Source organism: Leisingera sp. M523 (genome assembly GCF_025141335.1).
In the GTDB taxonomy this organism is placed as follows: domain Bacteria; phylum Pseudomonadota; class Alphaproteobacteria; order Rhodobacterales; family Rhodobacteraceae; genus Leisingera.
Genome location: NZ_CP081036.1, coordinates 372,416 through 396,177, shown reverse-complemented (window position 1 = coordinate 396,177; position 23,762 = coordinate 372,416). Strand labels below are relative to the sequence as shown.

24 protein-coding genes, 1 tRNA gene and 1 pseudogene are annotated in these 23,762 nt (G+C 62.6%); 12 read left to right on the top strand and 14 right to left on the bottom strand.

Annotated elements, in window-relative coordinates; genetic code table 11:
• Nucleotides 1–52: 52 nt before the first annotated feature.
• On the bottom strand, nucleotides 53–1,498 hold the full coding sequence (pyk, locus tag K3557_RS01950; protein ID WP_259987318.1) for a pyruvate kinase: 1,446 nt from the start codon (nucleotides 1,496–1,498) through the stop codon (nucleotides 53–55).
• A gap of 120 nt (nucleotides 1,499–1,618) precedes the next feature.
• Between pyk and K3557_RS01945 the strand changes: the two genes are divergently transcribed.
• The 3 genes from K3557_RS01945 (at nucleotide 1,619) to K3557_RS01935 (ending at nucleotide 3,086) form a co-directional block, all read left to right on the top strand.
• On the top strand, nucleotides 1,619–2,356 hold the full coding sequence (locus K3557_RS01945; RefSeq protein ID WP_259997333.1) for an N-formylglutamate amidohydrolase: 738 nt from the start codon (nucleotides 1,619–1,621) through the stop codon (nucleotides 2,354–2,356).
• Between the two features lie 93 nt (nucleotides 2,357–2,449).
• Nucleotides 2,450–2,689 (top strand): DUF6868 family protein, encoded by a 240-nt coding sequence (locus K3557_RS01940; protein WP_129369702.1) that lies wholly within the window; start codon nucleotides 2,450–2,452, stop codon nucleotides 2,687–2,689.
• 82 nt (nucleotides 2,690–2,771) lie between these two features.
• Nucleotides 2,772–3,086: a DUF1244 domain-containing protein gene (locus K3557_RS01935; RefSeq protein ID WP_259997331.1), complete on the top strand. Its 315-nt coding sequence runs from the start codon at nucleotides 2,772–2,774 to the stop codon at nucleotides 3,084–3,086.
• Nucleotides 3,087–3,893: 807 nt separating this feature from the next.
• On the opposite strand, the gene K3557_RS01930 is transcribed toward K3557_RS01935, so the two are convergent.
• The 5 genes from K3557_RS01930 to K3557_RS01910 form a co-directional block, all read right to left on the bottom strand.
• The gene (locus K3557_RS01930) at nucleotides 3,894–4,130 is read right to left on the bottom strand and encodes a hypothetical protein (RefSeq protein ID WP_259987326.1); all 237 of its coding nucleotides are present in this window, start codon (nucleotides 4,128–4,130) and stop codon (nucleotides 3,894–3,896) included.
• 314 nt (nucleotides 4,131–4,444) lie between these two features.
• Complete coding sequence (locus K3557_RS01925) at nucleotides 4,445–5,305, bottom strand: D-amino-acid transaminase (RefSeq protein ID WP_259997329.1); 861 nt, start codon at nucleotides 5,303–5,305, stop codon at nucleotides 4,445–4,447.
• 10 nt (nucleotides 5,306–5,315) lie between these two features.
• Entirely contained in the window at nucleotides 5,316–6,281 is a 966-nt protein-coding gene (gene dgcA / locus K3557_RS01920) for an N-acetyl-D-Glu racemase DgcA (RefSeq protein ID WP_259997327.1), read from the bottom strand.
• A 151-nt stretch (nucleotides 6,282–6,432) separates the two neighbouring features.
• Nucleotides 6,433–7,434, bottom strand: a complete 1,002-nt coding sequence (gene dgcN, locus K3557_RS01915; protein ID WP_259987331.1) for an N-acetyltransferase DgcN — start codon at nucleotides 7,432–7,434, stop codon at nucleotides 6,433–6,435.
• A gap of 114 nt (nucleotides 7,435–7,548) precedes the next feature.
• A complete protein-coding gene (locus tag K3557_RS01910) occupies nucleotides 7,549–8,820 on the bottom strand; it encodes an MFS transporter (protein ID WP_259997325.1) in 1,272 nt (423 codons plus the stop codon).
• A 220-nt stretch (nucleotides 8,821–9,040) separates the two neighbouring features.
• Here K3557_RS01910 and K3557_RS01905 point away from each other — a divergent pair, with 220 nt between their 5' ends.
• Nucleotides 9,041–10,000, top strand: coding sequence for an L-malyl-CoA/beta-methylmalyl-CoA lyase (locus tag K3557_RS01905; protein ID WP_259997323.1), 960 nt, complete (start codon nucleotides 9,041–9,043; stop codon nucleotides 9,998–10,000).
• Nucleotides 10,001–10,066: 66 nt separating this feature from the next.
• Complete coding sequence (locus tag K3557_RS01900) at nucleotides 10,067–10,669, top strand: hypothetical protein (protein WP_259997321.1); 603 nt, start codon at nucleotides 10,067–10,069, stop codon at nucleotides 10,667–10,669.
• Nucleotides 10,670–11,097: 428 nt separating this feature from the next.
• Here the strand turns inward: K3557_RS01900 and K3557_RS01895 are convergent, their stop codons facing one another.
• Nucleotides 11,098–11,550 carry an Lrp/AsnC family transcriptional regulator gene (locus K3557_RS01895; RefSeq protein WP_259987338.1) on the bottom strand — a complete coding sequence of 151 codons (453 nt, stop codon included), beginning with the start codon at nucleotides 11,548–11,550 and terminating at the stop codon, nucleotides 11,098–11,100.
• Between the two features lie 73 nt (nucleotides 11,551–11,623).
• On the opposite strand from K3557_RS01895, the gene K3557_RS01890 reads away from it, so the two are divergent.
• Nucleotides 11,624–12,220, top strand: a complete 597-nt coding sequence (locus tag K3557_RS01890) for a LysE family translocator (protein WP_259987340.1) — start codon at nucleotides 11,624–11,626, stop codon at nucleotides 12,218–12,220.
• Nucleotides 12,221–12,222: 2 nt separating this feature from the next.
• Here K3557_RS01890 and K3557_RS01885 read toward each other — a convergent pair whose 3' ends face one another.
• A complete protein-coding gene (locus K3557_RS01885; protein ID WP_259997319.1) occupies nucleotides 12,223–13,056 on the bottom strand; it encodes a GyrI-like domain-containing protein in 834 nt (277 codons plus the stop codon).
• A 125-nt stretch (nucleotides 13,057–13,181) separates the two neighbouring features.
• On the opposite strand from K3557_RS01885, the gene K3557_RS01880 reads away from it, so the two are divergent.
• A complete protein-coding gene (locus K3557_RS01880; protein ID WP_259997317.1) occupies nucleotides 13,182–14,144 on the top strand; it encodes an acetyl-CoA carboxylase carboxyltransferase subunit alpha in 963 nt (320 codons plus the stop codon).
• Here the strand turns inward: K3557_RS01880 and K3557_RS01875 are convergent.
• Nucleotides 14,141–14,554, bottom strand: coding sequence for a helix-turn-helix domain-containing protein (locus K3557_RS01875; RefSeq protein WP_129369688.1), 414 nt, complete (start codon nucleotides 14,552–14,554; stop codon nucleotides 14,141–14,143). The two genes, K3557_RS01880 and K3557_RS01875, sit on opposite strands and share 4 nt — an antisense overlap.
• A gap of 92 nt (nucleotides 14,555–14,646) precedes the next feature.
• On the opposite strand from K3557_RS01875, the gene K3557_RS01870 reads away from it, so the two are divergent.
• Nucleotides 14,647–15,411: a YdhR family protein gene (locus K3557_RS01870; protein WP_259997314.1), complete on the top strand. Its 765-nt coding sequence runs from the start codon at nucleotides 14,647–14,649 to the stop codon at nucleotides 15,409–15,411.
• A gap of 205 nt (nucleotides 15,412–15,616) precedes the next feature.
• Here the strand turns inward: K3557_RS01870 and K3557_RS01865 are convergent, their stop codons facing one another.
• Nucleotides 15,617–16,093: an Lrp/AsnC family transcriptional regulator gene (locus K3557_RS01865; RefSeq protein WP_259997313.1), complete on the bottom strand. Its 477-nt coding sequence runs from the start codon at nucleotides 16,091–16,093 to the stop codon at nucleotides 15,617–15,619.
• 145 nt (nucleotides 16,094–16,238) lie between these two features.
• Here K3557_RS01865 and K3557_RS01860 point away from each other — a divergent pair, with 145 nt between their 5' ends.
• Both K3557_RS01860 and K3557_RS01855 read left to right on the top strand, forming a co-directional pair.
• Nucleotides 16,239–17,279 carry a zinc-dependent alcohol dehydrogenase family protein gene (locus tag K3557_RS01860; RefSeq protein WP_259997311.1) on the top strand — a complete coding sequence of 347 codons (1,041 nt, stop codon included), beginning with the start codon at nucleotides 16,239–16,241 and terminating at the stop codon, nucleotides 17,277–17,279.
• Between the two features lie 123 nt (nucleotides 17,280–17,402).
• Nucleotides 17,403–17,847, top strand: a pseudogene (locus K3557_RS01855) (IS110 family transposase); the annotation flags it as partial.
• 539 nt (nucleotides 17,848–18,386) lie between these two features.
• Here the strand turns inward: K3557_RS01855 and K3557_RS01850 are convergent.
• The 3 genes from K3557_RS01850 to K3557_RS01840 all read right to left on the bottom strand — a co-directional run bounded on the left by K3557_RS01850 (nucleotide 18,387) and on the right by K3557_RS01840 (nucleotide 21,755).
• Nucleotides 18,387–19,040 (bottom strand): GntR family transcriptional regulator, encoded by a 654-nt coding sequence (locus K3557_RS01850; RefSeq protein WP_129369684.1) that lies wholly within the window; start codon nucleotides 19,038–19,040, stop codon nucleotides 18,387–18,389.
• Between the two features lie 110 nt (nucleotides 19,041–19,150).
• Nucleotides 19,151–20,983, bottom strand: a complete 1,833-nt coding sequence (locus tag K3557_RS01845) for an adenylate/guanylate cyclase domain-containing protein (RefSeq protein WP_259997309.1) — start codon at nucleotides 20,981–20,983, stop codon at nucleotides 19,151–19,153.
• Nucleotides 20,984–21,068: 85 nt separating this feature from the next.
• Entirely contained in the window at nucleotides 21,069–21,755 is a 687-nt protein-coding gene (locus K3557_RS01840) for a M48 family metallopeptidase (protein WP_129369682.1), read from the bottom strand.
• 99 nt (nucleotides 21,756–21,854) lie between these two features.
• Between K3557_RS01840 and K3557_RS01835 the strand changes: the two genes are divergently transcribed.
• Nucleotides 21,855–22,181, top strand: coding sequence for a TIGR02300 family protein (locus tag K3557_RS01835; RefSeq protein WP_129369681.1), 327 nt, complete (start codon nucleotides 21,855–21,857; stop codon nucleotides 22,179–22,181).
• Between the two features lie 185 nt (nucleotides 22,182–22,366).
• Nucleotides 22,367–22,442, top strand: a tRNA-Ala gene (locus tag K3557_RS01830).
• A gap of 444 nt (nucleotides 22,443–22,886) precedes the next feature.
• On the opposite strand, the gene K3557_RS01825 is transcribed toward K3557_RS01830, so the two are convergent.
• Nucleotides 22,887–23,741 (bottom strand): DMT family transporter, encoded by an 855-nt coding sequence (locus tag K3557_RS01825; protein ID WP_259997306.1) that lies wholly within the window; start codon nucleotides 23,739–23,741, stop codon nucleotides 22,887–22,889.
• Nucleotides 23,742–23,762 lie beyond the last annotated feature (21 nt).

The window sequence follows — 23,762 nt, the reverse complement described above, 5'->3', positions numbered from 1 at the left end:
GGGGGCGGTGTTTTCAAATTTCGCTGCCGGCCTGCAGACAGGCAGCTCCCCGTTATTCCGGATCGGTGCTGTAAATCAAACGCTCATCACAGGGGGCAATGCGCAGGATATTGGTGGTGCCCGGCACGTTGAAAGGCACGCCGGCAGTGACCACGATCTGATCGGTATCCCCGGCATAGCCGCCGGAGCGCGCCGCCCGCGCCGCACTCACCACCGCGCCCTTGAAACGGTCCAGCTCCGGCGTCATCACGCATTTGCAGCCCCAGCTGAGGCACAGCCGCCGCGCGGTGGCGCTGACCGGGGTCATGGCAATGATCGGCACACCGGGGCGCTCTCGGGCGGTCAGCAGCGCGGTGGTGCCCGACTGGGTAAAACAGCAGATCGCCTTGATCTCGGTCTTTTCGGCAATCTCGCGCGCGGCCGCCACAATGCCATCGGCCACGGTGGTGCCCTTGGCCGAACGCGAGGCGGCGATGATCTGGGTATAGGTCGGGTCCGCCTCGACCTCGACCGCAACCTTGTCCATGGTCTGCACCGCCTCGATCGGATACTGGCCTGCCGCGCTTTCGGCGCTCAGCATGATCGCGTCGGTGCCCTCGTAAATCGCCGTGGCGACATCCGAGACTTCGGCCCGGGTCGGCATCGGGCTTTCGATCATGCTTTCCAGCATCTGGGTCGCCACGATCACCGGCTTGGCCGCCGCGCGGCATTTGCGCACCAGCCGTTTCTGAATCGGCGGCACCGCCGCCACCGGCAGCTCAACACCCAGATCGCCGCGTGCCACCATGATCCCGTCCGAGGCATCCAGGATGGCCTCGAAATCCTCCACCGCCTGCGGCTTTTCAATTTTTGACAGCACCGCGGCGCGGCCATCGGCCAGTCCGCGGGCCTCGAACACGTCCTTGGCCCGCTGTACGAAGGACAGCGCCAGCCAATCCACACCCAAGGCGCAGACAAATTCCAGATCCGCGCGGTCCTTCTCCGACAGCGCCGCCAGCGGCAGCACCACGTCGGGCACGTTCACCCCCTTGCGGTTCGAAATGGTGCCGCCGATTTCCACTGTGCAATTGGCAAAATCCGCTCCGCAGTCATCCACTGCCAGACGGATCTTGCCGTCATTAACCAAGAGATGCGCACCGGGTTCCAGCGCCTGAAAAATCTCCGGATGCGGCAGGCAAACGCGGGTTGTGTCGCCCTCGGCCTCATCCAGATCAAGACGGAAGCTGGCGCCTTCCACCAGATCCTCGGCGCCATTGGCAAACACACCCACCCGCAGTTTCGGCCCTTGCAGATCGGCCAGGATCGCAATCGGGCTGTCCAGGTCCTGCTCCACCTGGCGGATGATCCTGTGCTTTTCGGCAATCTCCGGATGGCTGCCATGCGACATGTTCAGCCGGAACACATCGGCGCCGGCCTCATGCAGGGCGCGGATCGTTTCATAGGTCTCCGAAGCCGGCCCCAGGGTGGCGACAATCTTCACATTGCGCGAACGTTTCATAGGGGTCTTCTCCTTCGGACCTGACTTATGTTACCGCAAACAGCGTTCAGGGTGCTTATCCCCCAATTCCCATTCTGCCGCAACTCCCGTAAACAGCTTGCGGCAAAACATATCAGGCTCATGACATACACACCCTATTTTGTTCACGGCGCAGACCGTCCCGCCCGCTGGCTGATCACCTGCGACCACGCAACCAACCATGTGCCGGAGTTTGCCGGCGGCGGCGATCTGGGCCTGCCGCGTACGGATATGGAACGCCACATCGCATATGACATCGGCGCCTATGAGGTGGCCAAGCTGCTGGGCGGGATGCTGGACGCGCCGGTGGTGGCCTCTAACTTCTCGCGGCTGGTGATCGACCCCAACCGCGGCGAGGATGACCCGACCCTTCTGATGAAGCTTTACGACGGCACCATAATCCCCGCCAACCGCCACGCGGGCGCGGCAGAACTGCAGGAGCGGCTGGAGGCCTGCTACCGCCCTTACCACCGCGCCCTGGCCCGGCTGGCCGAACGCCCCGGCACCGTGGTTGTCTCGGTCCACAGTTTCACCCGCCAGCTGCGCGGGCGCGAACCGCGCCCCTGGGAGATCGGCATCCTGTTTCCCGAAGGCGAGCGGTTTTCGCCCTTTGTGATCGAGGAACTAAAGGCCGGGGACGGCCTGTGTGTCGGCATCAACGAGCCCTACACCGGCCATCTGCCCGGCGACGCGATTGAGACCCACGCCACGCATGCAGGCCGCCCCAATACGCTGATCGAACTCAGAAACGACCTGATTGCCGAGCACGATGGCCAGTGCAAATGGGCGGAACGCCTGGCAAAGGTTCTGCCGCAAGCCCTCGAAAACTCAGGCCTCTGATCTGCGGCACGCTACCGCATGATCTTGCAGCGGTGCCCGGCGCTCCCCACATCAGGACTGGAAACGCGGTACAGCAACGGGAAAGGAGCCATCATGGCCCAGGAAACCCTCTCCGCCTTCTTCGGCTGGCTGACCATCTTGCACATCGGCCTGTTCACCCTGTCTGCCATCCTCTTGATGCTGCTGCAGGACTGGGTGGCGCGCCTGCACGCCCGGATGTTCGGTCTGGCGCCAGCCGATGTCAGCCTCACCGTCTACCGCTGGCTTGGCACCTACAAGATTGTGATCCTGGCCACCGCGCTTGGGCCGTGGCTGGCGCTGCAGCTGGCCTGATCCCGCCCGCCCGCGCCCATTGCCCGCCCCCGTCCCGGCTGCTAGGCCTGCGGCGACGCAAGACAACTCCGGAGCCACCGCCATGGACAAGCAAACCGAAATCGAAATCCAGGCCGCCGCCTTCCGCCGCCTGCAAAAGCACCTGATGGAAGACCGCACCGATGTACAGAACATCGATCTGATGAACATGGCCGGCTTTTGCCGCAACTGCCTGGCACGCTGGTATCAGGAAGCCGCCAATGAGCGCGGCATCGACATGGACAAGACCGAAGCGCGTGAGGCCTATTACGGCATGACCATGGCCGAGTGGAAAGCAAACCACCAGACCGAGGCCAGCGCCGAAAAGCAGGCGGACTTCGCGGTCGCGTTCAAGGAAAACGTGACAGACAAGCAATAGGCTGGTCAGCAGGCATTTTCAGGCGACCACGGGCGGGGGTACGGTTTTCGCGGCCAAAGAACGGCTGTGAATATCACTGCCCCGCCCAGAACCATTGCCACGCCCGGACCTTCTGCCAGGATCAAATTCGCCAGTGTGAACCCCGCTACAGCTCCCCCCGCCAGAAGATGATGATCCAGGCCGCCGCGGTGACGGAGCGGGTGAAAATCCCCGTCAAGCTGAAGATCGCGGCAGAGATCGCAATCAGGGCTATTCCCGCCATACGCTAAGAGACATTGAATGATACCAAGGCCCGGCCCTCCGGCTCCGGGACCTGCCTGCCACTGCGCTGCTGACAACTGCGCAGTGGCTTTTCACGCTGGCGCGCCGCGTAAACACACCGGTGCCGTTTCATCCCGGCAGCCAATCCCGCCCGCAAGGCGGGAAAAGTCTTGCGTGGCTTACACCATGGGTAAATACACGTGGCACAGAGCATTATTGGAAGACTGAGAATGAAGACTTTGATACCAGTGCTGGCCCTTGCAGGCGCTCTATTGTCCCCTGCGTCCCTGTTCGCCAGCACGCTGGAGCCGGCAGGTATCGTTCGGCAAGACATTGTAATGCATGGCGGAGGCTGCCGGAAAAGCTCTCCTCCGGGCCAGTGCTGCCATATGGAAACGGCAACCGGCACAGTCCATTGCCATTGAAAAACAATTAGGCCGCCGGTCAGGGGCGGCCTTGTCATTTCTGTTGCGGGGCCGTGCCGGGACTAGTCCCTTGAGTGATCCGGCACCGCAGGGTGCTGCATGCAGGACAGGGCGGTGTTGCTTAGCCGCGGAACCGGCCAAGCAACCGCGCCGCAAGCGAACTTGTGACTGAAGGCTCAGAAGCCCGCGCTTTGCCCGCGAACCAGCCGCGCTTGGCAGCCGATTGCGCAATCTCCGGATCTATAGCTTCTTCTGCCGTCAGCACTCTGCGCACGGCTGCCAGGATTTCTGCTTCGCTGCCCTCGGCTGACGGGCATTCCACAACGGCTGCGAACTCCGGCTGAAAGGTCTGATCCATTGGGCAACTCCCTAACGTGAAACTCTGGCATCCCCCCGGTTATGCGGGCAGTGCTTTCTATGTCTCCACCCTATCCTAAATCGTCCGGAACTGGCCCATTTTGTGTAAAATTAGTTAAAATCCCGCCGCAATCAGCCCCGAGCAGTGACATTCACCCGGCGCGCGCGCGATTGTTAACTTCTGAGCATCAATGGCAGCCAATTCTCACCCCGCTAAAACCATGTAAAAGCCTCGTCATCCGCAAAAAATGCAGAAAGGCCGCCCCATTGGGACGGCCTTCATCACTCCGGCATCAGCAATCCAGGCCGCGTGTCTCAGACTGCTTTTTTGCGGCTTTCTTCCAAATAGATCTCGCGCAGGCGCTTGGCGATCGGGCCGGGGGTGCCATCACCCAGCACCGCACCGTCGATCTCCACCACTGGCATCACAAAGGCGCTGGCAGAGGTAGTGAAGGCTTCATCCGCCTCTTTCGCCTCATCAATGGTGAACAGGCGTTCCTCAATTTCCATCTGCGCTTCCGCCGCCAGCCGCAGCACTGCGGCGCGGGTGATGCCGTGCAGGATGTCATTGGACAGCGGCCGGGTCACGATCTTGCCGTTTTTCACATAATAGGCGTTGTTCGACGTGCCCTCGGTCACATAGCCGTCCTCAATCAGCCAGGCATCGTCGCAGCCCGCCTTCTTGGCCATCATCTTGCCCATCGACGGATACAGCAGCTGCACGGTCTTGATGTCGCGGCGGCCCCAGCGGATGTCCTCGATCGAAATGATCTTGGCGCCTTTCTGCGCGGCCGGGCTGTCGGCCAGGCCCGGCTTATTCTGGGTGAACAGCACCAGCGACGGCGGGGTATCGGCGGAGGGGAACACAAAGTCCCGGTCGCCGTCGCAGCCGCGGGAGACCTGCAGGTACACCAGGCCTTCCTCAATGCCGTTCAGCTCCACCAGCTTGCGGTGGATTTCCAGCAGCTCGTCCTTGGTGCAGGGCGAGGCCATGTCCAGCTCTTTCAGCGAGCGGTCCAGGCGCACGGCGTGGCCGTCAAAATCAATCAGCTTGCCGTCCAGAACCGAGGTCACTTCATAAACCGCATCGGCAAACAGAAAGCCGCGGTCAAAGATTGAAACCTTGGCTTCCCCCTCAGGCAGGTATTCGCCATTCACATAAACGGTACGGGTCATGGTATTCTCCTCAGCCCCAGAGTGCAGCCACAGGCGGGTGCACGCCTTCGGCATCAAATGTCAAAGGTTCCTCGCGGTCTTCGGCCAGCAAGAGCGGCCCGTCAAGATCCGTAACCGCCGCACCCTGCGCCACAAGCGTCGCGGGCGCCATCGCCAATGAGGATCCGACCATGCAGCCGACCATCACCTGATATCCTTCGGCCAGCGCCTGATCACGCAGCTTCAGCGCTTCGGTCAAGCCGCCGGTCTTGTCCAGCTTGATATTGACCACATCGTATTTGCCCTTGAGCTTCGGCAGGCTCTCGCGGTCATGGCAGCTCTCATCGGCGCAAACAGGCACCGGGCGCTCCATGCCAATGAGGGCCGCGTCCTCGCCCGCAGGCAGCGGCTGCTCTACCAACTCCACGCCCAGCCGCACCAGATGCGGAGCCAGTTCGGCGTAAACTTCGGCTGACCAGCCTTCATTGGCATCAATGATGATCTTGGCATCCGGCGCTCCGGCGCGCACCGCTTCCAGCCGCGGCATGTCATCGGGCGTGCCCAGCTTGATCTTCAACAGAGGGCGGAAGGCGTTCTCTGCCGCCTGCGCCTGCATCTTTTCAGGTGTGTCAAGCGACAGCGTGTAGGCGGTGATCTCCGGCCCAGGCGCAGGCAGGCCTGCCAGTTCCCAGACGCGCTTACCTGCCTGTTTCGCCTCCAGGTCCCACAGCGCGCAATCGACCGCATTGCGGGCAGCACCGGCGGGCAGAAGCGATTGCAGTTCTGCGCGGGTGAAATCAGCAGGCAGCCCTTCAATCTCGGCGGTCACACTGTCCAGAGTTTCATTGTAACGGGCATACGGCACGCATTCACCCCAACCGGTGACACCACCCCTCTCCACCCGCACGGTCAGCACTTTGGCTTCGGTGCGCGAGCCGCGCGAGATGGTGAAAACCTGCGCCAGCTTAAAGACGTCCGGTCTAACAGTGATGTTCATGAAACTGCCCTTTCCTGCGGCCCGGCGCGCCGCAGCGGCGGGCCTTGGCGCGATGCCCGGCGTTCCTGGCACCTGCCTTTTCATCTTTCAAAAAATACTCCCGCCGGAGGCACCTGCCCTGTCGGCAAGTACCTCCGGCGGGGCTGTTAGATCAGACCGCGGCCAGCGCGTCCACCAGGCGGCCTGCACCGTGGCGGTACGGGTCGACGGCGGGCAGGCCCATCCGCTCTTCAACTTCGGCCAGATACTTGACCGCTTCATCCTCGGACAGGTGCTGGGTGTTCACCGAGATGCCGACAACCTTGCAGGCCGGGTTGGCGCGCTGTGCCAGCGGCAGGGCCACGGCTTTCAGCTCTTCCAGGCTCGGCACGTCATAATCAGGCAGGCCGCGCATGTGGGTGCGGGTCGGCTCGTGGCACAGGATCAGCGCATCCGGCTGGCCGCCGTGCACCAGCGCCATGGTGACGCCTGAGTAGGACACGTGAAACAGCGAACCCTGGCCTTCGATCAAGTCCCAGTGGTCGTCGTCATTGTCCGGGGTCAGATATTCGATCGAGCCCGCCATAAAATCGGCAATGACCGCGTCCAGCGGCACGCCGTGACCGGTGATCAGGATGCCGGTCTGGCCAGTGGCGCGGAAAGTCGACTTCATGCCGCGCTCCTGCATGTCCGCGTCCATTGCCAGGGCGGTGTACATCTTGCCGACCGAACAATCAGTGCCGACTGCCAGGCAGCGCTTGCCCTTGCGCTTGACACCATTGGCAATCGGATAGCCGACAGTGGGAACACGCACGTCGTGCAGGGTGCCGCCATGGGTCTGGGCCGCGGCCACCAGGTCGCCCTCGTCGCGCAGCAGATTGTGCAGGCCCGATGCGATGTCATAGCCCATTTCCAGCGCCGCGATCAGCACTTCTTTCCATGCCGGAGAGATCACGCCGCCGCGGTTGGCCACGCCGATGACCAGCGTCTTGGCGCCGGCTTCCTTGGCTTCCGCCAGGGACATCTCAGTCAGGCCCAAGTCGGCGCCGCAGCCCGGCAGGCGGATCTGGCCAACGGCGTGATCCGGACGCCAGTCGCGGATACCGATGGCAACCTTGGCAGCCAGCATGTCAGGCGCGTCGCCCAGGAACAGCAGATAAGGGGTCTCGATCATCGCGCTCATCCTTCGAGTTAAATTGGTCGCGCTAAAATCGGGCTAATTTCGCGCAAAGTCCTCTCGAAATCACGCGGGAACGCCCTCCCTGCACGATTTTCTTCGAGAAATATACTAAACAGCAGAAGATTCTTCGCAAGCACGACTGCTTACAGACGTTTCCTCCTCCTCCGCCCATGATTCCGCCTGCAGCACCCCCGGCTGCGCCACGCCGATCACACCCATGGCCTGGAATTCGCCGGTGTCCTCGGGCGCCTCTGAGGTCGCGCGCCGCGCAATGGCAATCAGCACCACGGTCACGCCGACTCCGATCAACAGGTATTGCAGCCCCCGCCCGTCCGCGACGCTGATCATGTTCGGCCCGATCAGGATGCCGAAAAACTGCCCCAGCTGCAGCAGGAACGCCATGGTGCCGCTGGCCGGCACCACCTGCCCCGGCTGCAGCTGGTCATTGGCGTGGGCCGCCAGGATCGAATAGATCGGCAGCGTGGTTGCTGCGATGACCGAAAACCCGACCACAATACGCGACGGCGCCGTGTCTACCGCCATCCACAACGCAACCAGCGCCGAGATCCCCGACAGCGCAATCACCACATAACGCCGGTCGGTACGGTCCGACAGCCAGCCGACCGGGTATTGCACCAGCGCCGAGGCGATCAGCGCAATCACCAGCGCGCCCGAGGCCTGCGCCTCGCTGAAACCGTTCTGCAGTGCATAAAGCGGCAGGCTGATGTACCAGGCCACCACCCCCGCCCCCATGATAACGATGCCCAGAACTGTCATCGGCGACACTTTGTACAGCCGCGTGACCGGCATCCGGTCCGGCGCCGAGTAATCCGGCGCCCGGATATTGGACAGCAAAAGCGGCACAATAGCCACCGACAACAGGATCGAGGTGACACCGAACAGCAGGTTGCCGCTGGGATCCGGCAGGCCGACCATCGCGGTGCCCAGCGCCGGCCCCGCCGTCTGGATGATGAAATAGACCGACAGCACCTGCGCCCGGATCCGGTTTTCTGACTTGGCATTTAGCCAGCTTTCGGTGATCACGTAGAGGCCCGGAAAACAAAAGCCCGCCAGCAGGCGCATCGCTGCCCAGCTGACCGGGTCCGAGGTCAGCAGATGGGCAATCGCCGCCACTGAGACCATCGACGCCAGCGCCGAAAACACCCGGATATGGCCGACTTTCTCGATCAGCCTCGGGGTCAGCATGGTTCCTGCCAGCGCCCCCAGCGGATAGCAGGCCTGCATGACGGAAATTTCGAGATCCGTGAACCCCAGTGTTGAGCCGCGGATCGTCAGCAGCGTGACCAGCAGCCCGTTGCCGACCATCAGCAGCAGCATGCCCAGAAACAGGGCCCAGTTGTCGATCAATGCGCGTTTCATGAAACTCCTTTTCCGCACGGATCTGCGCCCGTGTCATTTCTTGCGCAATGCAGCATGCCGGCGGCAGTTTCGCGCGGATTTGCGACGCAAAGGGCGCAAACGGGATTGCCGCAACGCGGCGTTTCGTGCCGCAAGTGCAAAATCCGCTTGCAAGAAGATGCGCAACTTAATAACCAGAACAGAGAGAATTCTGCAATTTCCTTACTCAGGGGGTTTCCGCATGTCCTTCCGCATCCAGCCCGCCGCTCCGGCGCGTCCAAACCGCTGCCAGCTGTTCGGCCCCGGCTCCAAAGTCAAACTGTTCGAGAAGATGGCCGCTTCGGCGGCTGACGTGATCAACCTCGATCTTGAGGATTCGGTCGCCCCCTCCGACAAGGATCAGGCCCGCGCCAATGTGATCGAGGCGATCAATGGCGTCGACTGGGGCAGCAAGTATCTGTCGGTGCGGATCAACGGGCTCGACACCCCCTATTGGTACCGCGATGTGGTGGACATCCTGGAACAGGCTGGTGACCGGCTGGATCAGATCATGATCCCCAAGGTGGGCTGCGCCGAGGACGTCTATGCGGTGGACGCGCTGGTCACCGCGGTTGAGCGCGCCAAAGGCCGGTCCAAGCCGGTTTCCTTCGAGGTGATCATCGAGTCGGCGGCAGGCATTGCCCATGCCGAGGATATCGCCAAATCCTCGCCCCGGCTGCAGGCGATGTCGCTGGGTGCTGCGGATTTTGCCGCCTCGATGGGGATGCAGACCACCGGTATCGGCGGGACGCAGGAAAACTACTATATGATCCGCGAGGGCGAAAAGCATTGGTCCGACCCCTGGCACTGGGCGCAGGCTGCAATTGTCGCCGCCTGCCGCACCCATGGCATCCTGCCGGTTGACGGGCCGTTCGGCGATTTCTCGGACGAGGATGGCTATATCGCCCAGGCGAAACGGTCCGCGACCCTGGGCATGGTTGGCAAATGGGCGATCCACCCCAGCCAAATCGCGCTGGCCAATCAGGTTTTCACCCCGTCCGATGAAGCTGTGACGGAAGCCCGCGAGATCCTGGCAGCGATGGAAGAGGCCAAGGCGTCAGGTGCCGGCGCGACCGTATATAAGGGCCGCCTTGTCGATATCGCCTCGATCAAGCAGGCCGAGGTGATTGTGGCGCAGGCCGAACTGATTGCGAACAGCTGACGCCGGTTCGCATAGACAGAGTGCAGAGGCGTCCCGATGGGGCGCCTTTTCCGTATGGAGAGTTTGATGACAGAATTGACTTTGCTGCATACGGCAGAGGTGCATGCGAGGACGTTCCGGGCGTTGGCACCCGAAGCGGATCTGAACCAGCAAGTGCGCAGCGATTGGCTGGCACGGGCGCGGGATGGCATTGGCGCGGATCTGAAGGCAGAGATTGCTGCGGCAATCAGCGCGGCTGACGGCCCGGTGCTGTGCACCTGCACCACCCTTGGCCCGGCAGCAGAGGAGGCAGGCGCCATCCGCATCGACTGGCCGATGATGCAGGAAGCGGCGCGGATCGGCGGGCCGGTGCTGATGGCCTATTGCCTGGACAGCACTGCGGCCGCATCAGAGGCGCTGCTGCGGCGGGCCTTTGGCGGGTGTGATCCGCAACTGGTCCCGGTGTTTCTAGGGCAGCACTGGCCGTTGTTTGAAACGGGCGCCGGCGCGGATTTTTCTTCTGCCATAGCAGAAAGCATTGCAATGGCGCTGAAGGATGGCGCCTTTGGCTGCGTTGTGCTGGCGCAGGCCTCAATGGCCGGGGCGGCAGCAGTGCTGCGGGCGCAGACCCAGGTGCCGGTGCTGGCCTCGCCGGAGATTGCCATGCGGGTTCTGCTGGCACAGCGCTAAAGCAGTTGCCCCCGGCCACGAGTTTTGCCCGGCCAGGCCCCATGCCCCGCCGGTTGTTCTTCTGTTCTGGATCATGTTTCCAGTGCCGTATCAGCGTGGCGGTTAAGGATTGGCGACGCCGCCAATAAGGCGGAGGCGGACGGGCGTATCCGCCCGCAAGCTGAACGTTGTCTCTGCATGACCCCGCTGCCAGGCGGGAGCCGTGTTCCATATCTGCCGGAGAGCCAAGCCCCGGCGGGCGATTGCAATCGAGGGAAAGACTGCCATGAAACGCCCAAAACCGTGCAAACGGGGCGTGCGCAGGTCACGCAACACCCCTGGCCGCTGTCTTTGCGGCAGGCGCTTCGCAGTGAGTATTTAGGAGAAAGATGAAGTGGCTCTTTGTTTCACCTTTGTACAAATACGCAAAATCCAAAGCCGGCAAGGGATCATGCCCGCAAGTCTTTGGGCGACCCCATAACCACATAGGTGGTGATTGCTGTAACATAAGGAGACGTGCCCAGGATATCAGTATGGAATTTCTTGTAACTGGGCAGATCGGCGCATTCGACGCGCAGGAGGTATTCAATGGTGCCGGTGATGTTGTGGCATTCAACCACCTCGGGCGCGGCCTGCATGGCATGTTCAAAAGCTTCCTGTGCGTCCTTGGTGTGCTCACCCAGGCCGACGCCGATATAGGTGGCAAAGCCTATCCCAAGCTTTTGCCGGTCCAGCACGGCGCGGTAACCGGTAATGACGCCGGCGCGCTCCAGCTCCTGCACCCGGCGCAGGCAGGCCGAGGGCGAAAGGCCCGCACGCTCAGCCAGTTCCAGGTTGCTGATCCGGCCGTCCCGGGTGAGCTCCTGCAATATTCGCTGGTTTATCTTATCATTCTTCGCCATTAATTGTGAAACTACGCAGCAAACGCTGCAAAACGCAATTTCATTTGGCAATCACTGCGCAATCTTCTTGCCCATGACCTATGAACTTCTCTTTGCACTGGCCGGTTTTGTCTTTGGCACGGTCTTCACGCCCGGCCCGAACAATCTGATGCTGATGGCCTCGGGGGCCAATTTCGGCTTTCACCGGACGATTCCGCATTTGCTGGGAGTGGCGGTCGGCTTTCCGCTGATGATCCTGCCGGTCGGGCTGGGGGTGATGCATCTGTTTGATGCCTTCCCGGTGCTGACCCCGGTGATGACGGTGATGTCAGTGGCCTATATGCTGTGGCTGGCCTGGAAGATCGCCAATGCCGCGCCGCCGCGGGAGGGGGCAGCCGAGGGCAGGCCTTTGAGCTTTGTGCAGGCCTGCGCCTTTCAATGGGTCAATCCCAAGGCCTGGGCGATGGCGCTGGGGGCAATCACGCTTTATGCGGCCAGCCGCGACCTGAGTGCCATTCTGTGGGTCTCCGGAACCTACCTGCTGATCGGCTGTTTTTCGGCCTCGACCTGGACAATGCTGGGCCAGCAGCTGCGGCGGCTGCTGACCCGGCCCGCGCAGCTGCGCGCGTTCAACTGGACCATGGCCGCGCTGCTGCTGGCGTCTCTGGCGGCAATCCTGCTGCAGGCGTAGAGCTACTTCAGCGGCAGGCAGATTTCGGTCAGCAGATCCTCGGGCGCGGTGTCGCGCGGATTGTTGAGGTAGATCTCATAGCAGGGCTGATCGGCCGGCTCTTCACCCGATTGCGGCAGCCAATTGCCGAACAGGCTGTGATAGGCGGCATGCAGGTCCGAATACGGCCCCTTGTAGGTCAGCACCGCAGTTTTGCCGCCGGGGAGGCTGACTTCTTCCATCCCTTCGGGCAGTGCTCCGCCGGTAAGCTCCGCCCCGGCAAAGCTGCGCAGATCTGCTTCGGGCACCGCGTCCGGGCTGTCGAAATAGACCCCGGTGACGGCGCCCAGCTGCGGCCAAAGCCCGCGGCTTTCGCAGATCGCGCCGAAAGCCTCAAAGCTTTTGCCGATTTCCATATAGTCGCCCTTGTGCGGCAAGCCGGCCAAGCGGCGGGCAGGGTCGGTGCGGGTGATCACGTCATACATCGGGTAACTTCCTGTTCTGAGGGTTGGGTTCGGCAGCCGGAATTGACCCGCCCGGCGGAAGGCCGCCGGGCTGCTGCCGTAGGAGTCAGAGAACGCGCGGGAGAAGCTGTTCTGATTGGGGTAGCCGGCGCGGGCCGCAACCTGCGCGATGGGCATGTCCCCCTGCACCAGCCAGCCCGCGGCGCGGTGCAGCCGGATGCGGCGCACCGCATGGGCGCAGGTTTCGCCCGTCAGAGCGCGGAACACGCGATGCCAGTGAAACCGCGACATCGCCGCCACATCGGCCAGCCTGTCCAGCGACAGATCGCCATCGGTGTTGCCGTGGATATAGGCCAGAACCCGCAGGATCCGGTCTTCGTAACTGGCGGCCATAAGCGGTGCCTCCCTTGCGCTCTCTGCTCTTCCCTCATGCCATGGCAGCAGATCACAAATCTTGCTGAGTTGCATCTTGGCGCTGCTAAGGCCATATAACGGCAAACCCGCTGAGCAGAGGCGACATGACCCAGTATCTGGAATTCGAAAAACCGCTGGCCGAAATCGAAGGCAAGGCGGAGGAGCTGCGGGCGCTGGCGCGCGCGAATGAGGAAATGGACGTGGCGGATGAGGCCAAGGCGCTGGACGCCAAGGCCGCACAGCTGCTGAAAGACCTCTACAAGGAGCTGACGCCCTGGCGCAAATGCCAGGTGGCACGGCACCCCGACCGCCCCCATTGCCAGGATTACATCAAGGCGCTGTTCACCGAATACACGCCGCTGGCCGGCGACCGGAATTTTGCCGACGATCTGGCCGTGATGGGCGGCCTTGCCCGGTTCAACGACCAGCCGGTGGTGGTGATCGGCCATGAGAAAGGCTCTGACACCAAATCGCGGATTGAGCGCAACTTCGGCATGGCCCGCCCCGAGGGCTACCGCAAGGCGATCCGCCTGATGGAGATGGCCGGCCGCTTCAAGCTGCCGGTGATCACTTTGGTCGACACGGCCGGCGCCTATCCCGGCAAAGGCGCCGAGGAACGCGGCCAGTCGGAAGCAATTGCGCGTTCGACCGAGATGTGCCTGAAGATCGGCGTGCCGCTGATCTCGGTCATCATCGGTGAAGGCGGCTCCGGCGGTGCGGTGGCCTTTGCCTCGGCCAACCGGGTGGCGATGCTGGAGCATTCGGTTTACTCGGTGATCAGCCCTGAAGGCTGCGCCTCGATCCTGTGGAAGGATGCCGAGAAGATGCGCGAAGCGGCAGAAGCGCTGCGTTTGACTGCACAGGACCTGCAGAAGCTGGGTGTCAATGACCAGATCATCCCGGAACCGCTGGGCGGCGCGCATCGTGATGCCAAGGCGGCAATGGCGTCGGTCAGCGGCGCGATCCAGGAAATGCTGGACGAGCTGAAGGGTAAAACCGCAGACGAGCTGATCAAGGACAGGCGCCAGAAGTTCCTGGACATCGGCTCCAAAGGGCTGGCGGCCTAAGGCAGCTTACCTGCGCGGATCCGGGTGATAACGCCGTCCCGGTCCGCCTGCACTTTGTCACTGAAGCCGGTCATCGCATGGCCGGCTTTGTTGTATCTGGCGCTCCACAGGGCGATATCTGCCAGTACCGGCGCCAGATCCCGGCCCTTTGGCGTGAGTGTGTAAATGTAGCTGCGGCCGTTCTGCGGATCCTTGCTTTTGCTCAGGATCCCCGCCTCTTCCAGCTGCTTCATCCGCTGCGCCAGGATGTTGGTTGAGATCCCCTCCCCACCGTTCAGCAGCTCGCCATAGGTGCGCGCGCCTTTGACCGCCATGTCGCGGATCACCAAAAGGCTCCAGCGGTCGCCGAAGATATCAAGGGCATAGGCCACCGGGCAGCCGGACCCGTATTTGCTGTGCTTATCAGTCATGAACTCTTGGTAGTTTTTATACTTGCAAAACGCAAGCCATCATGCGAACCCTTATTAACTTGCAAAGCGCAAGCTATTAGACCGGAACCAACATGACCCACAATCAAAACAACGCGGCCTTCCGCGACCGATCCCGGCTGTCCCGCCGCCAGCTGCTTGCAGCCTCAGCCGGGGCGATGCTGCTGCCTTCACTTGCCAAAACACAGGAAACTGCCATGACCCCGAAAGCCTTTGTCTATACCGAAGTCGCCATCTCGGTCCCGTTCGACCAGGTGCCGCTGCAAAAAATCAACGCCTCTATCCGGCAGCAGCCAGGGTTTCTGAACAAGACCTGGCTGTCCGGCCATGGCAATAACTCCATTGGCGGCTTTTATGCCTTTGACAGCATTGAAAACGCCCGCAGCTTTGTGACTGGCTATTTCCCGAGCGAGCCGCGCAGTTTTGGCGTCGCCCACAACACGCGGGTGTTTGACGCCGAGGCCACCGCCACGGCCAGCCGCGATATGGGTGCGGCGCATTACAACAGCGGGGCTGCGGCTCCAGGGGCGTTTGTGTACACCGAACTGCAACTGTCGGTGCCGTTTGAAGAAGCCCCCTGGCAAGCGCGCAACGCGGCGCTGAAAATGCTGCCGGGTCTGCAGAACAAGGTTTGGCTGAGCGGGCTGCAGACCCGGACCCTGGGCGGGTTCGACGCCTTTGACACGCTGGACACTGCATTGGATTTTGCGCTGAACCTGTTCCCGGAAACTGCGGCAGAACTGGGCTGCGCCTTTTACACGCGGGTCTTTGATGCCTCGGTCACCCAGGCGGCCAGCCGGGCAATGAACTCACCCTACTACACCGGCAGCGGGGCCTGATCAGGCGCACCGGATCAAAAGGGCGCAGGCGGCGGAACCCCTCCCGCACCCGCGCACCGCCGGCTGACGCCGCCGCCGCTGGCGGCCTTGGGCCCGGCCCGGTGCCATGGCACCGGGCCGGCCCAACTGCAAGGGTCTGCCTGACAGGCAGGCCTGCGCAGGCGGGAGCCGCCCGCCGGGAGCCATCTGCACAGGTCAGCGCTGTTCAAATCCGCAGATCGCTCACCGGCAAATGACTGGACGACTTCAGCTCCCTCAAGGACAGGCTGGACTTAATCCCCGACACCCCCGGCAGCCGGCGCAGCACGGCTTCAACGAAGCGGCTGTAATCATCCAGGTCGCGCGCCACCACCTGCAGCAGAAAATCCGCGTCCCCGGTGGTATTGTGGCAGGCCAGCACATTCGGGCTGGCCTTGATGGCGCGCTGGAAGTCTGCTGTCGTGGCCGCGTCATGCTCGGTGCAGGTAAGCTGGACAAAGGCCATCACTCCGAACCCTAGCGCCCGGCGGTTCAGGACCGCCTGGTACCCCTCGATCACGCCGGTCTCGCTCAGCCGTTTCAACCGCCGCCAGCAGGGCGTTTCACTGAGCGACAGCCGTTCCGCCAGCTTGGCATTGGACAGCCTGCCATCGCGCTGAAGACAATCCAGGATACGGGCATCTATCTTGTCAATCTGCTCCACAGCGAAAGACTCCTGCTCAATAGTGGCATTTCCGGAAAGACTACGCCGGACTTTTCCAAAACTGTAGAGGCATCAGAAATGCCCTCCCCGGCAGCTGCCTGCTAAAAAGCCTTATCTCTTGCAAACGTCAAAGGAACCTGTCCCGATGAAAGCTGTGCTCTATGAACGCTTTGGTGAAGCACCTGAAGTGGTTTCACTGCCGGATCCGTCTCCGGCGCCCCACGGCGTGGTGATCAAGGTTGAGGCAACCGGCGTGTGCCGCAGCGACTGGCACGGCTGGATGGGGCATGATGCGGATATCACCCTGCCGCATGTGCCGGGCCACGAGCTGGCAGGCACGGTTGCCGCGGTTGGCAAAGATGTCAGCAAATGGCGGCGCGGCGACCGGGTCACGGTGCCGTTCGTTGGCGGCTGCGGCAGCTGCCCGGAGTGCCACGCCGGCCACCAGCAGGTCTGCCACAGCCAGTTCCAGCCCGGCTTTACCCATTGGGGATCTTTTGCCGAATATGTATCCATCCATCATGCGGATTTGAACCTGGTAGCGCTGCCGGCAACCATGGGGTTTGCCACTGCCGCCAGCCTTGGCTGCCGCTTTGCCACATCCTTCCGCGCGGTGGCGGATCAAGGCCGGGTTTCAGGCGGGCAATGGGTGGCGGTGCATGGCTGCGGCGGCGTTGGGCTGTCCGCGGTGATGATCGCCACCGCACTTGGCGCCAATGTGATCGCTGTCGATATATCCGGGGAGAAGCTGGCGCTGGCCCGCAGCCTGGGCGCGGTTGCCGGGGTCGATGCCAGCACCGTCGCAGATGCGGCGGAGGCGGTGCGGGAGATCTCCCGCGGCGGGGTGCATGTGTCGCTGGACGCTCTGGGGCACCCGGACACCTGCTTCAATTCGGTCAATTGCCTGCGCAAGCGCGGCAAGCATGTGCAGGTGGGGCTGATGCTGGCGGATCACAGCACGCCGCAAGTTCCGATGGCGCGGGTGATCGCGGATGAACTGGAGATCCTTGGCAGCCACGGCATGCAGGCCCATCGCTATGGTGCAATGCTGGACATGGTGCAATCCGGCAAGCTGGCACCCGGCCGGCTGGTCGGCCAGGAAATCAGCTTGGAGCAATCGGTGGCTTCACTGATGGAAATGGACCGGTTCCAATCCGTAGGCGCCACCGTAATCACCCGGTTCTGAGGCGGCTGGGCGAGGTTTGCACAGCCTCAATGCAAAGCGGATGAAGTGGATGGCTCCTGCTCCACCGGCGTCGTGACGCGCCAGAATGCAGTTGTCATGAACTGCTAGGAAAGGAGCCATCCAATGACAGTTAAAACCGTAGGTCTCGATCTGGCCAAGGAGGTTTTTCAAGTTCATGGTATTTCCGAGACGGGCCGCAAGGTTTTCAACCGCAAGATAAGGTTTTCAACCGCAAGAAAAAGCACGCCAAACTACTGGCATTTTTTGAGAGCTTGCCGTTATGCATAGCCGGCATGGAGGCCTGCGGCTCGGCTCATCATTGGGCCGTCAACTTCGCAAGCGGGGGCACGAAGTCCGTTTGATGCCAGCGATTTACGTCAAGCCATATGTGAAGCGTGGAAAGACGGACGCAGTCAATGCGGAGGCAATCTGCGAAGCTGTGCGCCGCCCGGCGATGAGATTTTCCGGGATAAAGACTGAGGACCAGCAGGCCCTGTTGGCAGTCCACCGCACTCGCGACCTTGTTGTCCGTCAGAGAACCCAGGCCGCGAACATGATCCGCGGCTTGCGTCCGTTGCCATGGCGAACAAGGCGGCTTGTGCAATCTGGATAATGCTGACGCGACTGGAAGACTACCGGTAGCCGGTCGCTTGACCGGACAACCTGCCAGAGATGCAAGGCAAATGACGTGATGATGCGGAATCAAGTCAACCAAGAGCCAGGAAACTCCGGGAATGTCCGTGGCACAATGAGGCCGTAGAGCCGATTGGAACCTCGCTTGCGGAAATCATCAGGGCCAGTGGCAGACCGCCACGAAAACAGGCCGGACAGACGACTGTACTGACCAAAACGCCGCTGAAACCACCCAAAAATGTCTTGCAATGCAGGAGCCACCCACAGAGGACATTCAGAACTTGGCAACTTCGGTTCACACAGACCCTCCCGTGCCCGCGCGGCACCGGCTTTGCCAGTGCCGCTGGCAGCCTTGGGCGTGGCCCGGCGCCATGGCGCCGGGCCACGCCCAACTGTGAGGGCAATATCCAAATTGACCCGAACAGGCGGGAGTGCCTCCGCCCCCGTACATGGCAGCAGGATTGGGATACAGAGCTACCCGGCCAGGAGCCGCAGACCCTGGGTCACGTCAGAGCGCACTGCCAAACGCAAGCCCGGTTCATCCCCGGCCTTCAGCGCCGCGATGATCAGGCGGTGGTTTTGCGGCGGATCGGTGCGGCGCAACCGGCCGTAAAGTGCCCGCATGGTGGGGCCCAGCTGCAGCCAGACGGTCTCGGCCATTGCCAGCATGGCCGGCGCCTGGGCGCGCAGATACAGGGTGCGGTGGAACTCCAGATTGGTACGGATATAGCCGACCGCGTCACGCTTGGTGACCATTTCGGCCACCGTTCCATTGATCATCTGCAGCCGGTCGATCAGGGCCATATGCGCGCGCGGCAAGGCACGGCTGGACAGCTCCACCTCCAGCAGCGCGCGCAGGGCCGCCAGTTCTTCAATCCGTTCATTTGTCAGTTCTGGCGTTGATACCCGCCCCGAAGAGGACAGGAACAGCGCGCCCTCGGCGGCCAGCCGCCGCACAGCCTCGCGCGCAGGCGTCATCGAGACGCCGAACTCGCGGCCGATACCGCGCAGCGTCAGCGCGGCACCGGGGGTGATTTCACCATGCATGATACGGGTGCGCAAAGCGCGGTAGACGCGGTCGTGGGCCGGGGCGGCAGCGTCCTGGGGAGAGCGGGCAGTCAGGTTCATCCCCTCAAGTGATCACAAATTGCGCCGCGGTCAAGCGGACAGATCCGCGCGTGTGATCACGGCCAGCGGAAACAGGCGCAGATCACGGCCCCCAGGTCCGGGGCAGCAGGTCAGGGGCGGCCAGGCATCCCTGCCAGGCTGAACCCGGTGCGCAGCCGTTGCAGCGCACTGCCGGGCCCGGCCCCGGCACCATAGGGAAAGGCGCCCGCTGCCTGATCCAGTGTCAGCCCTGCGGCCTGCAGCTGGGCGCAGGCGCTGCCAGCCTCTTCAAAGCGGCCAAGCGTGGCCAATCCCGCGCAGCGCACCGCCTGGGCCAGCTGCGCCTGGGGGTCCAGCGCCAGCGCCGCACTGGCAGTGTCAACGGCAGCCGCCTCTTGCCCCGCATCAAACAGCATCGACGCGCGCAGGCTGTGATAAAGCGCAGATGGCACCGGGTTGAGCCGCAAAGCAGTGGCATAGGCGGCCTCGGCGGCGGCACCCTGCCCCTCCACCTGCAAGAGCCAGGCCCGCAGCAGATGGCCATCTGCATCGTTCGGGAAAGAGCGCTCCAACGCCTGCGCATGGGTCAAGGCGGCGTCCGGCGCACCGCTGAACTGCGCTGCAAGGGCGCGGATGCGCAAGGTTCCGGGTGTTTCGGGCAGCCCCTCGAGCAGCCGCGCAGCCGATGCCGCGCGCTGCGGCAGGCCGGCCAGCGGGCCGGTCAGAATATCCAGGTCAAGCTCTGCCTGCAGCACAAGTGCCTCTGCCAGCCCAGGGGCGAGTTGCAAGGTCTGATGCACCGCTTGCCTGGCCTCTTGCTGCCGTCCAGCCGCCAACTCGCTGCGTGCCGCTAGCAGCTGCATCAGCGCCTGATCCGGAACCGGCGCCGCCGCAACCCTGCCCACTGGCAGACTGAAGGCGCCGAGAATGTCTGCCGCCACCGCAGGTGCCAGCCCGGACAGGCTGGATTGCGGGCGGGGCGGCAGGGCTGCCTGTCCGGACGGGCTGCGGATATCCAGCCGGATCCCCTGTAACGGAGCAGCAGGCAAGTGGCCGCTGACCAGGAACTCTGTTCCCAGCAGTTTCGCCGCCTGGTCCGGCGGCAGTCCGGCCGCCGCCCTGCTGCTGGCCGGGGCCACCACTGCCAGGCCGGGAACCGCGGCAAGCGCGCGGATCACCTCGCCGGTGAGCGCCTGCGCCAGTTCAGGAGATGCCGAGGCCGCCGTAAAGGGCATCACCGCAACCAGCGGCCGCGTCTGCTCCGCCCCGCTGGCCGCCTGCCCCGCCCCTTGCAGACCCGGCATGCCCGCGGCCCACCAGCCGCCGCCCGCCGCAGCCAGGACCGTAAACGCAGCCAGTGCCAGCCACACAGGCCGCCCTGCCCGCCAGCGCGGTGGCGAAGCTGCCTGGACCGCTTCCTTTGGTGCCGCCACCGGGTGCAGACTGGGCAGCGAGGTCAGCTCGTCGCCGAGCACATAGACCTGCACTGGCTCGGGAATGTTCTTGACCTCATGCAGACCCAGGTCCTCGAACGCATAAGGAATACGGCCCCGCACCTGGCCATATGCTTCGGCCGACAGGGCCACCCCGCCAAGCGGTGCCAAAGCCTCAAGCCGGGCGGCGATATTGACATCGTCGCCATAGATATCGCCCTGGGCAATCAGCACTTCACCCAGAGTGATACCGATCCGAAGCTGCAGATGCCGGTTGCGGGCGGCGGCGGCCTGGATCCCGGCTGCCGCCTCTACCGCCGAGATCACGCTGGGAAAAACCGCCAGCACCCCGTCGCCCATCAGCTTGATGATCCGGCCCTCATGGCTGCGGATCGCCGGGGCAATCAAGCTTTGCTGCTGCGCCAGAACCTGGTTCAGCGTTCCGGCCTCATCTTCGGCCATCAAGCGGCTGAAGCCGGAGACATCCAGCACAAAAATGGCGGCAAGGCGTCGTTGCGGTTTGTCTGACACGGGCAAGCCTCAAGAACCGGGGAAACTGGAAACAGGTACCTGCCAAGAGGTTAGCCCGCGCATCCGCAGGGTCAAAGCCTTGCCGCTATTCGCCGAACCGGTACCGGTGCAGGCCGGCGCCGTTTTCGCGCAGCCAGCCGCGCGGCGGCTCGTATTGGCCATAGAGGCGTTCCACCACCGCCCAGAAGGCAGACGAATGGTTCATCTCCTGCAAATGCGCCACCTCGTGGGCGGCGACATAACGCAGCACTGCGGGCGGCGCCAGGATCAGCCGCCAGGAATACATCAGCCCGCCATCGGCGGTGCAAGACCCCCAGCGCGACCGGGTATCGCGCAAGGTCAGGCGGCTGTAGCCCTTGCCCAGCCGGGCGGCATAGAAATCCGACGCCTCGGCCAGCCGGTTGCGCGCCAGCTCCTTCAGGTAACGCTGCAAGACCCGCCCCGGACTGTCCCCCGGCACCGCAATACGGCCCGCATCCAGCTGGATGCGCCGCCCTGGCGCGCGCTCAACCACCCGGTTCTGGCCATCAACCGGCAACACCGTGCCAAACCCCGCTTCCACCGCCTCGGGATGCTTTTCCAGATGCGACCGGATCCAATCCGCCTTTTCCTCGGCAAAGGCCAGTGCCGCCCGTTCCGGCAGGCTTTTGGGCAAGGTCAGTGTCACCCGCCCGTCCAGCGAGGAAATCCGCAGGCTGATCCGCCGCGCCCGCGCCGACCGCCGCAGCGTCAGCGGCACCGGCGGGTTTCCGGGCAGGTGGTGTTCGGCCATAGGCGCCCCTTTCCAGGCTTTGGCTTTGACAGTCCCCCCCTCATATGGCAAGGCACCTGAATCGTCGATACGACTCACCAGTTAATCAAGGGGATCCACATGCCCAAGGAAGAATGGGGTGTAAAGCGCATCTGCCCCACCACTGGCAAGCGCTTTTATGACCTGAACAAGAACCCGATCGTCAGCCCCTACACGGGCGAGGCCGTCGCGTTGGACACCGGCAAAACCCGGATGATCGAGGCTGATGCCGAAGATGCGGCAACCCTGAAGGCCAAAGAGAACCTCGAAGGCGATAGCCCGGTTCTGGAAGATGATGATGACGTCGATGTTGATCTGGGCGATGATGTCCTGGACGATGACGATGACGAGGACAACGTTCCGCTGGACGAGATTGCCGACATGTCGACCCCCGAGGACGATTCCTAAGGCATTTCCAGCTGCCCGGGGAAGCGCCTCGCCTTCCCCGGGCAGCCCTCCGGCAATGCCGGAAAAAAGTTTGGAACCCGGCGCATTTTACGCTTGCAGCCTGCGCCGCCGTCCCTTAAATGACGCTCACACCGCAAGACGGACCGCACCGGAGACGGAACGGACACTGGAAAGCGGACAGGTTTGGGGCCTTAGCTCAGCTGGGAGAGCGCCTGCATGGCATGCAGGAGGTCAGGAGTTCGATCCTCCTAGGCTCCACCAAATCTTCATTGAAAAGCACCAGATAGTTTTGCCTTTCTCGTCAGAGAAGTTGCCTCTCCCCCGAGGATCAGCGTCGATAGCGGTATTTCTGTGTACTGTGACCGAGGGTCCACAACGCGGGACAAAGTGAATTTTCGCTGCAAACTGCCTCGATGACGGGAAACTGCACTTTTGTCTACGGCAACCCACTAGAAGAGCAGGAAACGGATGTTCGCTGCATTGAGCAGTAACGGCAGCTTCGACTAACCGCGCTGCAGCGTTGTTAGCTTTCAGCAAACCGCAGAAATCCGAGCGGCAGTCAGTGGGTAATCTCAGATAAGCACAACTGCGGTGCCCACAGAAATCAGAACGAAAACGCAAAAGCTCCAAAAAAGCAGCATTTTCGATCTGCGTGAGACGAGCGGCTTGTTCAGAGGCAACAGCGGACGTCGTTCCATTTTCCTTCTACCTTGTTTCAGCATTAGCCACGCCCTTCGTCGGGCCTTTTGATCCGGAGTGAACGACGATACCACCCAAAGTGATAAAGGCTATCGCGGCGAAGACTTCCCAGCCTGGTTGGCCTAAGCCAAGTACAAGCATGAGCATGGTGGAGAAAACGGGGGCTGAGTATCCCAGGACACCAAGCAGAGCAGCGTGACCTTGGCGCATTCCCAGATCCCAGAGAAAGAACGCACCTCCGGCAGGGCCCAAACCCAGCGCGGTGATGACCCAAACATCCGAGGCGGTCAGCGTCGGCAGGTTCGCACCCTTTGTAATCCACCAAAGGCCGCAAATCAGAGACGACGCAAAGCAGATTGTCGTCATAGCAGAGATAGCGTCTGACTGATCATGGCGGCGCAGGTTTGAGAACAGCGCCCAGAGAATTGCTCCAACAAAGGCAAGACCGTACCCGAAGGTCTCAGACAGCTGGAGCGCAAACCCATCTTTGCCGATCAGGACCAGCACACCGGCAAAGCCAAGCGCGGCTCCAAGGTAACCCGGGAACCCGCTGCGCAGCTGGAAGAACAAGTTGCCAAGAATGATCAGGCAAGCTGGCCAGAGGTAGTTGATCAGCGATACCGGGATGGGATCTGCGTGATGGAAAGCTTCCAGATATGACAAGTGGTAAGCTGTCAAAAGCCCGGCAAACAGGATGGTGCGCCGGTCCAGCAGACGCACTGGCTTCCGGCCTGTTGCAGCACAAATTGCAAGCCCCATGCCCGCCGCGATCGCAAAACAGAACGTCAGGACCAGATAGGGCGGCAGGGAGGCTGAAAAGGCTCCAAGAACCCCCAATGTGCCCCAGGACAGAATGGCCAAAGCACCCAGTCCTGTGTGCCG